Source organism: Sulfuriferula plumbiphila (assembly GCF_009938015.1).
GTDB classification, from domain to species: Bacteria; Pseudomonadota; Gammaproteobacteria; order Burkholderiales; family Sulfuriferulaceae; genus Sulfuriferula; species Sulfuriferula plumbiphila.
This window is the reverse complement of sequence record NZ_AP021884.1, coordinates 1,159,366-1,171,957: the sequence shown is the minus strand read 5'-3', so window position 1 is coordinate 1,171,957 and position 12,592 is coordinate 1,159,366. Positions and strand designations below refer to the sequence as shown.

Annotated in this window: 12 protein-coding genes; 5 read left to right on the top strand and 7 right to left on the bottom strand. The window is 57.8% G+C overall.

Going from position 1 to position 12,592, the window contains the following annotated elements; all coding sequences use genetic code 11:
* Positions 1 to 24: 24 nt before the first annotated feature.
* The 5 genes from motB to flhD form a co-directional block, all read right to left on the bottom strand.
* Complete coding sequence (motB, locus tag GZH91_RS06250; RefSeq protein WP_147070436.1) at positions 25 to 972, bottom strand: flagellar motor protein MotB; 948 nt, start codon at positions 970 to 972, stop codon at positions 25 to 27.
* Between the two features lie 28 nt (positions 973 to 1,000).
* Positions 1,001 to 1,861, bottom strand: a complete 861-nt coding sequence (gene motA / locus GZH91_RS06245) for a flagellar motor stator protein MotA (RefSeq protein WP_147070438.1) — start codon at positions 1,859 to 1,861, stop codon at positions 1,001 to 1,003.
* Positions 1,862 to 2,056: 195 nt separating this feature from the next.
* Positions 2,057 to 2,827 (bottom strand): SAM-dependent methyltransferase, encoded by a 771-nt coding sequence (locus tag GZH91_RS06240; protein WP_223264465.1) that lies wholly within the window; start codon positions 2,825 to 2,827, stop codon positions 2,057 to 2,059.
* A gap of 65 nt (positions 2,828 to 2,892) precedes the next feature.
* The gene (gene flhC, locus GZH91_RS06235) at positions 2,893 to 3,450 is read right to left on the bottom strand and encodes a flagellar transcriptional regulator FlhC (protein ID WP_147070440.1); all 558 of its coding nucleotides are present in this window, start codon (positions 3,448 to 3,450) and stop codon (positions 2,893 to 2,895) included.
* A 51-nt stretch (positions 3,451 to 3,501) separates the two neighbouring features.
* Positions 3,502 to 3,819 carry a flagellar transcriptional regulator FlhD gene (gene flhD / locus GZH91_RS06230; RefSeq protein ID WP_147070441.1) on the bottom strand — a complete coding sequence of 106 codons (318 nt, stop codon included), beginning with the start codon at positions 3,817 to 3,819 and terminating at the stop codon, positions 3,502 to 3,504.
* A gap of 146 nt (positions 3,820 to 3,965) precedes the next feature.
* On the opposite strand from flhD, the gene GZH91_RS17985 reads away from it, so the two are divergent.
* The 5 genes from GZH91_RS17985 to GZH91_RS06205 all read left to right on the top strand — a co-directional run bounded on the left by GZH91_RS17985 (position 3,966) and on the right by GZH91_RS06205 (position 8,689).
* Complete coding sequence (locus tag GZH91_RS17985; RefSeq protein ID WP_147070443.1) at positions 3,966 to 4,154, top strand: hypothetical protein; 189 nt, start codon at positions 3,966 to 3,968, stop codon at positions 4,152 to 4,154.
* A gap of 183 nt (positions 4,155 to 4,337) precedes the next feature.
* Positions 4,338 to 6,038 carry a sensor domain-containing protein gene (locus GZH91_RS06220; protein WP_198415418.1) on the top strand — a complete coding sequence of 567 codons (1,701 nt, stop codon included), beginning with the start codon at positions 4,338 to 4,340 and terminating at the stop codon, positions 6,036 to 6,038.
* A 12-nt stretch (positions 6,039 to 6,050) separates the two neighbouring features.
* A complete protein-coding gene (locus GZH91_RS06215; RefSeq protein WP_232522219.1) occupies positions 6,051 to 7,559 on the top strand; it encodes an HDOD domain-containing protein in 1,509 nt (502 codons plus the stop codon).
* A gap of 145 nt (positions 7,560 to 7,704) precedes the next feature.
* Positions 7,705 to 8,202: an Hsp20/alpha crystallin family protein gene (locus GZH91_RS06210; RefSeq protein WP_147070448.1), complete on the top strand. Its 498-nt coding sequence runs from the start codon at positions 7,705 to 7,707 to the stop codon at positions 8,200 to 8,202.
* 1 nt (position 8,203) lies between these two features.
* Entirely contained in the window at positions 8,204 to 8,689 is a 486-nt protein-coding gene (locus tag GZH91_RS06205; RefSeq protein ID WP_147070450.1) for a phosphate-starvation-inducible PsiE family protein, read from the top strand.
* A 16-nt stretch (positions 8,690 to 8,705) separates the two neighbouring features.
* Here the strand turns inward: GZH91_RS06205 and sucB are convergent, their stop codons facing one another.
* Together sucB and GZH91_RS06195 are read right to left on the bottom strand one after the other, a co-directional pair.
* Complete coding sequence (gene sucB / locus GZH91_RS06200) at positions 8,706 to 9,839, bottom strand: dihydrolipoyllysine-residue succinyltransferase (protein WP_147070452.1); 1,134 nt, start codon at positions 9,837 to 9,839, stop codon at positions 8,706 to 8,708.
* On the bottom strand, positions 9,840 to 12,587 hold the full coding sequence (locus GZH91_RS06195) for a 2-oxoglutarate dehydrogenase E1 component (RefSeq protein ID WP_147070454.1): 2,748 nt from the start codon (positions 12,585 to 12,587) through the stop codon (positions 9,840 to 9,842).
* Positions 12,588 to 12,592 lie beyond the last annotated feature (5 nt).

Genomic DNA, 12,592 nt, shown 5'->3' with positions numbered 1-12,592 from the left:
GCCTTTTGCCTTCTTGTTTCCGTTTCATCTGCCGTTGTTAGGTTTATGGATCGCCCCAGGCAGGCTTTGTTGTACCTGCCCCGCACTGGAAACCTCAGCCGTCCCGCCACCCTCCTTGGTAATGGACTCTTCGGTTTTCTTGTTCATGACAATGATGCTGATACGCCGGTTGATGGGATTGAAAGGATCATGCCTGTCGATAGGTACCGCTGAAGCGAGTCCCACCACGCGCAATACTTTGCCCTCATCCATGCCGCCCGCAATCAGCTCGCGGCGCGACGCATTGGCCCGGTCGGCGGAGAGCTCCCAGTTGCTATATCCCGCCCCGCCGCCTGAATACGGTGTTGCATCGGTATGTCCGGAGAGGCTGATTTTATTGGGAACATCGTTCAGGGTATGCCCGATATCGTGCAGGATTTCCTTCGTATAAGGTTCTAGTACCGCCTTGGACAAGGCAAACATGGGACGGTTTTTCTCATCGACAATCTGGATACGCAAACCCTCGGTAGTGATATCAAGCAATAATTGTTTTTTGAATTGCTTAAGCGTCGGGTTGGCGTCGATAGCCGCTTCAATGCGGCCCTTCAGGGCTTTCAGGCGGGAATCCTCGATACGCTCCAGGTCTGCCTGTGCTGCCTTGAGGTCGTAGGTCTTCTTCTGCACTGGATTGTCGGCTTTATTAAGCTGGCCGATCTGCTTGGTCAGGTCGGTACCCCCGCCCTTGATGACGCTGGAGCTATCGCCACTTCCCGAACCGCCCGACATTGCAACCCTGAGCGGCGTCTGGAAATATTCCGCAATGCCTTGCAGTTCGCCTTTTGTGGTTGAACCCAATAACCACATCAACAGAAAAAATGCCATCATCGCCGTGACGAAATCGGCATAGGCGATCTTCCAGGTACCACTGTGATGGCGACTGCCTGATTTCTTGACACGCTTGACGATTATGGGGCGTGGTGCTGCTTCGGCCATGTCTGTTCCTAACTAGTAGGCTATCTGATTACTTGGATTTGGCTTGTCTGACATGATCTTCCAGCTCGCTGAAAGAAGGGCGTTCGGTCGAGAACAGCACCTTTCTGCCGAACTCCACCGCAAGCGCGGGCGCATAACCGTTGAGGCTTGCCAGCAATGTCACTTTGACGCACTGGAACATCTTCGAGGATTCATGAAGCTTTTGTTCCAGCAGGCTGGCAAGCGGCCCCACAAATCCATACGCGAGCAGGATGCCGAGGAAAGTTCCAACCAGCGCGTTGGCGATCAGGATACCCAGTTCCGCCGGCGGCAAACCCACCGATGACATGGTGTGCACAACCCCCATGACTGCGGCCACGATGCCGAACGCCGGCATGCCGTCGCCGAGCCTTGCAATAACGTGCACCGGCACTTCACCTTCGTGATGGTGGGTTTCGATTTCGTTGTCCATGAGATTCTCGATCTGGAATGCATCCATGTTTCCCGACACCATGAGGCGCAGATAATCAGTCATGAACTCCATAATATGATGATCGGCGAGAATGCCCGGATACTTGCTGAAGATCGGGCTGTCATCCGGCTTGTCGACGTCACCTTCGATCGACATCAAGCCCTCCTTGCGCACTTTGCTCAATAATTCGTACAGCAGCGCCATCAGCTCCATGTATAGCGCTTTCGTGTACTTGGATCCCTTCAGAAGGCCGGGCAACGCCCTGAGTGTAGCCTTGATGGATTTTGCGTTATTACCAACCAGGAATGCGCCGGTCGCGGCACCGCTGATCATGAGTAGCTCCACCGGCTGCAGCAGCGCGGCCAAGTGTCCGCCGGCAAGCGCGAAACCGCCAAACACGGAAGCCAAAACAACGATATATCCAATAATGACTAACACGCACGCAAACTCCGTTGACAGGATTGAGGGAGCTTAACCCCCCGTTTGTAATATGACTCTTAGAATAACTGGTTGCCTGCTCGCCTGAATGGCTGAACAGGTATCTGAAAGCCGGGCTCATTTGGGTTTACGACGCCCGCTACAGGAACTTGAGCAGCGACTCCGGGCGTGGAAACCATCCATACAGCAGGCTAATCAAAAGCGCCAGGCATAGAGGATGGGGCCGTGGGTTTGAGGCGTGACGATGACGTCCGCAACGACGCCTGGAATGGAAAATTCATAACTCAGCAGCAATGTGCCAGGCCGCATTTCGGTCCTGGATTTCTCCCCCAGCGCAGGCATGGCCGCAGGCGACAAATAGGCAAATACCACATCGTATTGCGCAAAATCCAGATGCGTGTAATCGCCACGGATGAAACGCCCACGGCTGCGTACCATCCATGCCCGCAACCAGCTTGCAAGCCATGGCAGTGGCGCCAATTCGATTCCGGAAATAGTGCTTTCCGGTCTGCGCGCGGCAAGATTCAGCACCAGTCCGCCCAAACCGCTGCCGATGTCGATGAAGCGTACCGGCCGGTCAACCGGTAGCAGACCAGCGACAGCTTCCCAGACCGCCAGCCCGGATGGATAAAACGGAACCTGGGTGCGGAATGTAGTCCAGTACCAACCAAGAAGAAAAACGAATAGGGCGAGGAAAATTCCCGGCGGTAGAGAAAGCGAATGCATCGCTATCAGCGCACCCGGAAACAGGAACTGCATGGGAAGCCACCAGGGTGCAAGACGGCGCCAAAACGATACGGCCGCAGCAATTGTTCCTTGCAGCAACGCCGCTACGACAATGGTCACTTGCATGCCTGCCAGCACCCAGATGCCGCGCATGACCAAAATGGTCAGCAAAAACGACGCACACTGAATGATCAGCGCCTGCACTGCCGGTGTGCGCCACGCGGATTGGCGTGTACGCACCCTGCTGTCTGACGATATCCCGCGATCCACGAGCTGTTGTACTGTTGGCGCGGCGTTTGTGTTGATCAGGCTGCCATTGCCAGCGCAGCTGCCGCATCTTCACGGACTTTTTTGGTTTTTCCGGCACGGGAAGGCATGTGGCAGAGGCCGCAGGCATAGTCATGGTGCAGATCAAAACTGTTCACCACGAAGTGCCCGCCACACTTGCAACAAGAAGCAGTCGTGAGCATTTTTCTGTTCACAAAACGCACCAGCGTCCAGGCTCGCGTAAGTGAAAGAACGGGCTCCTCGCTGTTGCCGGGCTGGGTTTGCTCAAGGTAAAGCTGATAAGCCTTCATCACGGCTTCAATACCATGAACACCCGCGTGTTCCACAAGATAGTTATGGATATTGATAAACAGCGAAGAATGGATATTGGGTTGCCAGGTCAGGAACCAGTCGGTGGAAAATGGCAGCATGCCTTTCGGTGGCGAAACCCCCCTGAGCTCCTTGTACAGCTTCAACAGGCGCTCGCGCGACAAGGACGTTTCCGATTCAAGCAGCTGCAGGCGCGCGCCGAGATTGATCAGTTTGATTGCGAGTTGAATTTCGTTGGCTTCGGTTACTACGCTTTTCTTGGTCATTTTGCGATCCGGGCTTAATCGATTGAAGTCTGAATATTATTGTCGCCTTGGCTAGACAATTTCTTCAATCGGCTGACCCGCCATCAGGATTGCCGCGTGGGACTGGGCCAGCGTGCGATCCTTGTTGTAATTGGTCAGCATGCCGAGAATGGCGCTATCGTCGAAACGGAAACGCGCGAGCATCATGTGGGTGCCTGCGAGCTTGAGAATTTGAGCATTGCTCAGACCCGCAATAAGATCGGCGATGTGTTTGTCGATCCCCAGACGGAAGATTGCCGTGGCCTTGTCAGAACGAATCATCTGCTGCGCAAGCATCAGGTAGCTCAGGTTGGCGTCACGGATTTCAGTCATTACATCGTTCGCTGTCATTTTTCTTTCCCTTTGCTGTAACCGTCGGAAACCAGTTTGCAATTCGCTATTCTAGTGACAGCTATATTGAAGGCTGGATCAAAGAGGAAAAATAGGCCATGTTCGGTATTTTTCGTAGGAGACGACAACAGACAGGCTGTAGGTGTTTGTCTTACAAACGCGTGCAGGCGCTGGGCGCGTCCATAGAATATTGCATATCCCGCACCCAGCCGGACAGTGCAATCAGGCGACAGATTCAAACCCTGTGGCAGATATTCACGGATCCGCAACAAACGGGCGATGCTGATGCGGCACTGGAAGACCGCGCCGAACCGGTTTACCATCCGGTTCGATAAGTGGATGCCATAGCGCAAAACAGGATTCCGTTTGCAAAAACCACGCATTCGCAAATTCCGCTTTAAAGCAAAATTGCGGGCACACAAACGCGGCCTCTTCTTTAGCAGCCATACAGGCATAGGATAACAGTAACGCAGCGCACCACGGTTGATACGTCCCTAAATTGGAGACCGGTTCCCATCATGTTCCTCATACCCGTTCCACCTCGTGCCAATCTTGAAATCCAGCTAGAGAACCTGATGGAAGCTGCGGGAGATGCGGTTTTCCAGCTGAATGCCAAAGGAGAAATTCTTTGCGCCAGCAAGCGCACGATCGCGTTGATCAGACCGGACGGCACGCTCACCGGCCTATTATTGTCCGACCTGGTTGTGCCAGGGGAACGCTGTGTGATTAGCGCGGCGGTGCAACAGGCCATCCAGTCGGACCGGCATAGTCAGGTGAAGGTACGGATAAAAACCCGCGTTACGACGCACTGCTTTGACTTTCTGATCACCGCTTATGCTACCGGGGAAGGCAATATGGAACTGCTCGCCGTGGGCAGGAATATTGCACAACAGCTGGCAACTGAAGAAAGCTTGCGCCACCTGGCCACCCATGACGCGTTAACCGGCTTGCCCAATCGGTCGCTGCTTTCTGACCGCCTGAATATGGCGATGGCGCAAGCCCGGCGGACCGGGAAAGGCTTTGCCGTCCTCGCCCTTGATCTCGACGGCTTCAAGAAAATCAATGACGCGCTGGGACATCCGGTTGGCGACATCTTGCTGCGCGAGGCAGGCGTGCGGCTACGCGGCACGCTGCGCGACACAGACACCTTGGCGCGAGTGGGGGGTGATGAATTCATTGCCGTGCTGCCCAGTGCATTGACAGAGGGGGAGATTCGGATTGTCGCGCGCCGCATGATTGCCGCCATTCAGCAGCCCTTCGAAATTGAAGGCCATGCCTTGTACGTGAGTACTTCTATCGGCGTGACAATCTACCCGGATCATGGCGATAACGAGGTCAAACTGCTGGCGCACGCCGATACTGCCTTGTACCGCGCAAAAGAGACAGGCAAGGCCCGTTATGTGCTCTATAACCCCCAAACATTCACCAAGCCGGTACACGATGTCTCGATCGAGGCGGCGATGTTCGAAGCGGTCAAAAATGGCGAATTCTTGCTGCACTATCAGCCTGTGGTGGATGCGTGTACGCGCCAGATTATGGGTTTTGAGGCGCTCATGCGGTGGATGCATCCTGACCTGGGATGGGTGCCTCCGATCCAGTTCATCCCGATGGCGGAAAACAACGGCCTGATCAATTTGCTGGGGGCGTGGGTTCTCAAGGCAGCCTGCGTACAAATCAAGCGTTTCGAAGAGGCCGCCGGGCGGCAGCTCTATGTATCCGTTAACGTAAGCCCAAGACAGTTCAGAAGCGACCAGTTCCTGGAAACCCTGGATGACGCCATGAAGCTGTCCGGCCTGCAAGGCAGTCGATTGCTTCTGGAGATCACCGAAGGCATCCTGATGTCGGATCCGGAACATGCCGAAGCATTACTGACCGCGATAGCTGCGCGCGGCGTGCGCATCGCGATCGATGATTTTGGTACCGGCTACTCTTCACTGGCGTATCTGAAGCGTTTTCCTATTAACACCCTGAAAATCGACCGGGTTTTCGTCAAGGATTTGCCACACTCGATAAAAGATGCTGCCATCTGCGACGTCGTGATTAGCCTGGCAAACCACCTGAACCTCACAACAGTCGCCGAAGGCGTTGAGGATGAACAGCAGTTGCAATTCCTCGCTGCGCAGGGCTGCACATTGATCCAGGGATTCCATACTGGCCGTCCCATGCTGCCTGAGACCGCCATGGAAGCATTGATGGCAAATACTGAGCGGCATTCTTGACCTGACGACCTTATGAAAAACCTCGATTCAATGAGCACGATGCCGGTCCGCAATCCCCAGAAAACACTGGAACTGCTGTGGAAGCGCGTCAGACAGCGGGGCGATTTGCCCGGCTTTGCCAATGTGGTCAGCGCAATCATGAGCGCAATACGCGGCGAGGACGACCGCGAGTTCAACATGACAAAAACGGTATTGTCCGATCCGGCACTGACGCAAAAGGTGTTGCGACTCGCCAATAGTGCGATGTACTCGGTTTTCGGACAGGACATCAATACCGTGTCGAAAGCGGTCCTCATCGTCGGTACGGAATCAATAGGCCACCTGGCTTTGGGCTCAAAACTGATTGACGGCCTGGCCAGGGCATCCGCAGGCTCGACGAGCACGCACAATGAAATGGAAAAGGCGGTTCTCGCCGGCCACATAGCGCGGCAAGTCAGCTGCGCTGCCAGTGCCCGCGATGCCGAGGAAGCAGTGGTATGTTCGATGCTGCATGGCCTGGGCCGCATGATGGTGACATTCTACCTGCCCGATCACTGGTCATTGGTGCAGGCGCGCTGTGCAGAACAGGGCGTCGATGAAGCGCAGGCCACGCTCGACACATTGGGGCTGGGGCTGGATGAGGTGGGACGCTGGGTGGCGCAGAAATGGGGCTTGCCGACTGCGCTCATCAACAGTATGCGCGATGTGTTACCGCAAACCGTGGGAGAACCGCTGGATCATGCCGGTTGGCTGGGGGCAGTCTCCACCATGTCCTCCCGCTGCGCCAGGGTGCTATGCGATGAGGCTGACGCCAGCCCGGGCGAACTTGCGGATATTGCGAACAGCTATGCCGATATGTTGGGGATGGATGGATCCGAGATGTTTGCCGCAGTCCAGGCCGCCCGGGAATCCGCTGCGCAAGACGCCCTGTTTGTAAGTGTGGCTAAATCACTGAAGCCTGAAAAAGGCCTCCTCACGACAGCGCCAAGCGGCAAGCCGGTGCACGCCGTCAGGATTTTGACACGCGGCGTGGCTGATATGCGCGGTGTGTCGAATAGCGCAACGGCCTACCAGCTCATGACAATGGCGCTGGAGACGGTTTATCAAGGCCTGGGCTTGAGCCGCGCGATTGTTTTCCTGCGCAACGGCAACGAAGGGAAGTACTTTGCCCGCATGGGTTTTGGCGAAAAGGTGCAGGAACTTATTCCGCGTCTGGTTTTCGGTGAAGCCTATCAACCTGACGTTTTTCACGCCGGGCTGGCGAACGATAGAATAATCGTTGTGAAAGATGCCAAAGACCCTGCTTTCGCCAGCAAGCTGCCACGCTGGTGGCGCGATGCGCTGCCGACGGTACACAGCTTGGTCGTACTGCCCCTGACAGCGAACCGTCATCCCGCGGGATTCATCTATGGCGACTGGGATATGCCCCTGTCCGGCACCGGATTGGATGCTGCGGAACTCTTGCCACTGAATGCGCTGCGCGCGTTGATGGTTCAGGCGATTGAGCAGCGCTGCCAGCAGAATTCCCCCTTGATTATTTGAGTCCGGGGGTCACTGCACAGCCCGGTTACGGCGCTGCCCGGGGGAAAGGAAGGCAAAATTCAAGACGCTTCCCCAGGCTGGCAGTTGAAATTCATCCGCACCATCCCCATTTCAGGTTTGGAGTTTTGGAAATGGAGGATAAATCATGCTCGATTCGCTCAAAAAGGTAGGCAAGGAAGTCGGCAAAGAGCTCAACCGCGCCTGGGATAATCTGTCCGAGGGCTGGCGTGAAATGCTCTCCCGCTCCGGTGATGCACTGACCCATTTCACGAAACGCAAGGTGCCGGAAGGTAGCGCGCCTCCTGCCCGATTCCCGAGCTGGAGCATACTGGCAGGAGAAATGGAGGAGACGGAAAAAGCCATCCTGGTGCGGCTGGAAGTCCCCGGTCTGGATAGGGATGACCTGGATCTCATGATTGAAGGCAACACCCTGCGGGTAAGCGGCGAGAAGCGCTACGTACGGGAAGATGAGGGCGGCAACTACCACATCATGGAGCGTGCCTACGGCAGCTTCCAGCGGATGATCCTGTTGCCGCAGGAAGTGGATGGCGAGCAGGCTGAGGCCAGTCTGAATAATGGCGTGCTGACCGTACGCCTGCCCAAAACCGGCGCCCCCTCTGGCAGGCGCATCAAGGTGATGTAATATGAACCAGGAAGCAGCAAGCACAGCCATCAAGTCCCGCTTCGCGCAAGCTCTGACTCAATGGAATGTCATGACGCTGTACGAAAGATTCGAGCAGGGCGTCGCATTGATCCTGACTGGCCTGATTGCAGCCATCATCATGGTTGCCCTGCTGGAGCTATCCAAAGAAGTATTCCAGCTGGTCCTTGTCGACGCCGCGAATCCCCTGGATCACACACTATTCCAGGCGTTGTTCGGCCAGATACTGACCGTGCTCATTGCCCTCGAGTTCAAGCATTCCATCCTCAAGGTAGTTGCCAGGAAGGAAAGCATCATCCAGGTGAAAACCGTGCTGCTCATCGGGCTACTGGCCATCTCGCGCAAATTCATCGTTCTCGACATCGGCGAAATCCAGGCTGATACGATCCTGGCGCTGGCGGCAGCGGTGGTGGCGCTTGCCATTGCTTACTGGCTCATCCGCGAGCGGGAAAACAGCAGAGCCAGGTGAAGCAGGCGCCAGCTTGTCAGATACCCAGCATCAGCCGCGCCGGGTCTTCCAGCGCGGTTTTCATCTCCACCAGAAACTGCACTGCATCACGGCCATCGATCAGGCGGTGGTCGTAGGATAACGCCAGGTACATCATCGGACGGATCACCACCTGGCCGTTTTCGGCGATGGGGCGCTCCTGGATTTTGTGCATGCCCAGAATAGCCGACTGCGGCGGATTCAGAATCGGGGTGGAAAGCAGCGAGCCGAACACGCCGCCGTTACTGATGGAGAAGGTGCCGCCGCTGAGTTCTTCCAGGGTCAGCTGCAGGGCTTCGGCGCGCCGGGCAAAGTCGCCGATGGCGCGCTCGATATCGGCGAAACCTTTGCAGTCGGCGTCGCGCAGGATGGGTACGACCAGGCCGCGCGTGGTGGAGACGGCAATGCCGATGTCGTAGTAATCGTGGTGCACGATATCGCTGCCGTCTATCGCGGCGTTGACGACGGGAAATTGCCTCAACGCCAATAATGCGGCTTTGACGAAGAACGACATGAAACCCAGTTTGACCCCGTGTTCGCGCTGGAAATCGTCCTTGTAGCGGGCGCGCAGGTCCATTACCGGCTGCATGTTGACTTCATTGAAGGTGGTGAGAATGGCGGCGCTGTGCTGCGCGGCCACCAGGCGCTCGGCGACGCGGGCGCGCAGGCGGCTCATGGGTTCGCGGCGCTCGCTGCGGCCCTGGCGGGTGTCGATGACGGAAGGCGCGGGTTTGGACGGGACAGCGAGTACTTTTGACGCGGCGGGTTGCGCTGCGGATGCCGGCTTGTCCTGCTCCATGCTTCTCCCCCCCTCCCCAGCCCTCTCCCGCTCCCGCTGTGACAGTGGGGTGGACATCGCGGTACTCGACAAGGGAGGCGCTGCTGTCTCAGGCTCGCCGTTTTCGATCCGTGCGATCACTTCACCCGCCGTCACCACCGCGCCGTTCTCGCGCAGCAACTCCACCAGCACGCCGGAAGCGGGGGCGGAAATTTCGAGAATGACCTTGTCGGTTTCGAGATCGATCAGGGTTTCGTCGCGCACCACCGTATCGCCGGGTTGCTTGTGCCATTCCAGCAGGGTGCCCTCGGTAATCGAGTCGGACAGTTCGGGGGTTTTGACTTCGATCAGCATTTATTTGAGTGCCTCGTCTATGAGCGCTTTGCGCTGTGCTTCAAACACTTCAGGGTAGCCCACCGCGGGCGATGCGGCGAAGGGCCTGCCGGCATAGCCCAGGGTCTGCGGCGCCGCCATGCATTGGCGCAGGTGATGCTGGATGGAAAACCAGGCACCCTGGTTTTGCGGTTCTTCCTGCGCCCACACCAGTTCGGTGGCATTCGGGTAGCGCGCCATTTCCGCGCTGAATGCGTCGCGCGGGAAGGGGTAGAGCTGCTCGACACGTACCAGGGCAATGTCGGTGATGTTGCGCTCCTGGTACGCATGGAGAAGATCAAAGTAGACCTTGCCGCTGCACGTCACCACCCGGCGCACGCTAGCGGCATCCACAGCGCCGCCCGCGCCGATCACGACGTTGAATCCGCCAGCAGTGAATGCCTCCAGCGGCGAGCTGGCCAGCTTGGCGCGCAGCAGGCTTTTCGGCGTCATCACGATGAGCGGCTTGCGATACGGGCGCAGCATCTGGCGGCGGATGAGGTGGAACATCTGCGCGGCGGTGGTGGGCTGGCACACCTGGATGTTGTCGTTGGCGCACAACTGCATGAAGCGCTCCAGCCGCGCCGAAGAGTGTTCCGGCCCCTGGCCTTCCTGACCGTGCGGCAAAAACAGCGTGAGACCGCACAGCCGCCCCCATTTGGCTTCGCCGCTGGCGATGAACTGGTCAATGACTACCTGTGCGCCATTGGCGAAATCGCCGAATTGCGCCTCCCAGATCACCAGCTCGTCCGGCTCGGCGGTGGCGTAGCCGTATTCGAACGCAAGCACCGCCAGTTCCGAGAGCAGCGAATCGATCACGACGAAATGCGGCTGATTGGGGTAGATATGTTGCAGCGGCACATGCTCGCCTGCATCCCAGCGTTCGCGCTGCTGATCGTGCAGCACGGCGTGACGGTGGAAGAAAGTGCCACGTCCGCTGTCCTGACCTGACAGACGCACCGGATAGCCGTCGCGCAACAGGCTGGCGTAGGCCAGTATCTCGGCCATGCCCCAGTCCAGCGGCAGTTTTCCCGCCGCCATGGCACGACGGTCAGCAAGGATCTTGGCCACACGCGGGTGCAGCGTGAAGCCATCCGGCACAGCGCTGGCTTTTTCTGCCAGCTCACGCAGCCGGGTGAGCGGCAAGGCTGTATCTGCCGGATGCTGCCAGTCTATGCCGCGATAGGCTTTCCAGTTGGCGGCGAAGGCGCGTTTGTATAACGACACCGCGGGCGCCACGATGCGCTGGTCGGTTTCCAGCTGCGCACGGTAGGCGCCAATCAGATTCACCGACCCGGCCGCGCTGATCACGCCTTCGGCGGCGAGCTTGCCGGCATAAAGTGCACGTGTGCCGGGGTGCGCGGCAATCTTGTGGTACATCAGCGGCTGGGTCACCGCCGGTTCATCCTGTTCGTTGTGCCCGTGACGGCGGAAGCACACCAGGTCAATGATGATGTTCTTGTGAAACTCGCGCCGGTAGTCGAGGGCAATCTGTACCGCCAGCAGCGCGGCCTCCGGGTCGTCGGCGTTGACATGCAGTACCGGCGCTTCGATCATTTTTGCCACGTCGGTGCAGTACAGCGATGAGCGCGTATCACGCGGGTCGGAAGTGGTGAAACCGATCTGGTTGTTGATGACGATATGTATCCCGCCGCCGTTGCTGAAACCGCGTGTCTGCGACATGTTGAGGCTTTCCATTACCACCCCCTGGCCGGAGAAAGCGGCGTCGCCGTGCAGAATCACCGGCACCACTTCGGTGCCGTCATGGTCGCCACGGCGCTGCTGGCGTGCGCGCACCGAACCGCGCACCACCGGGTGAACGATTTCCAGATGCGACGGATTGAAGGCCAGTGCCAGGTGCAGCGTTCCATGCCTGGTCGCCACCTCGGTGGAAAAACCCTGGTGGTATTTCACGTCGCCGGTGAGCGCACCGTTGCCATTGTCCTGAGTCGTGTTAAAAATCTGCCCGAGCGGCTTGCCCAGCACGTTGACCAGCACATTGATGCGCCCGCGGTGCGCCATACCCAGCACCATTTCCTGCGCGCCATGCGCCGCAGCGCCTTCGATCAGTCCGTGCAACATGGGAATGAGGGTTTCTGCGCCTTCCAGCGAAAAGCGTTTTTGTCCGACATAGCGTGCATGCAGGAATTTTTCCAGGGTCTCGGCCGCGGTGAGGCCTTCGAGTATGTGTTTTTTATGCTCTGGGTCGAACTGCGGCGTGGCCAGGCAGCCCTCCAGCCGCGCTTGCAGCCAGCGTTTGCGCGTATTGTCGGAGATATACATATACTCTGCCGCCAGCGTGCCGCAGTAGGTGCGCCGCAGGATGTACAGGATTTCGTCCAGCGTGGCCTGCGCAGGTGCCACCAGAGAACCGGTATCAAACAGGCGTGCGCTGTCGTCGGGCGTCAGGCCGTAATGTGCGGGGTCGAGTTCGGGTACTTCGGACTTCGGGAAGCGTTTGAGCGGGTCAAGGTCAGCCTGGCGCGCACCGAGAAAACGATGCGCATTGATGAGTTGCAGCACACTCACCTGACGCGTGTCACACGGCGTGCTGGTTGTGGACAGGGGGGGTGCGGCTACGGGTATGGCAGCGGCTGATGGCAGCCCATCAAACCAGGCCCGCCAGTGCGGGGACACGCTGCCCGGGTCAGCCTGATAAGCGTCGAACAACGCCTCCAGCAGCGGTGCATTGCCGGAAAACAGCGCGCTATGTGGCTGCCATTGATCCACAGCGG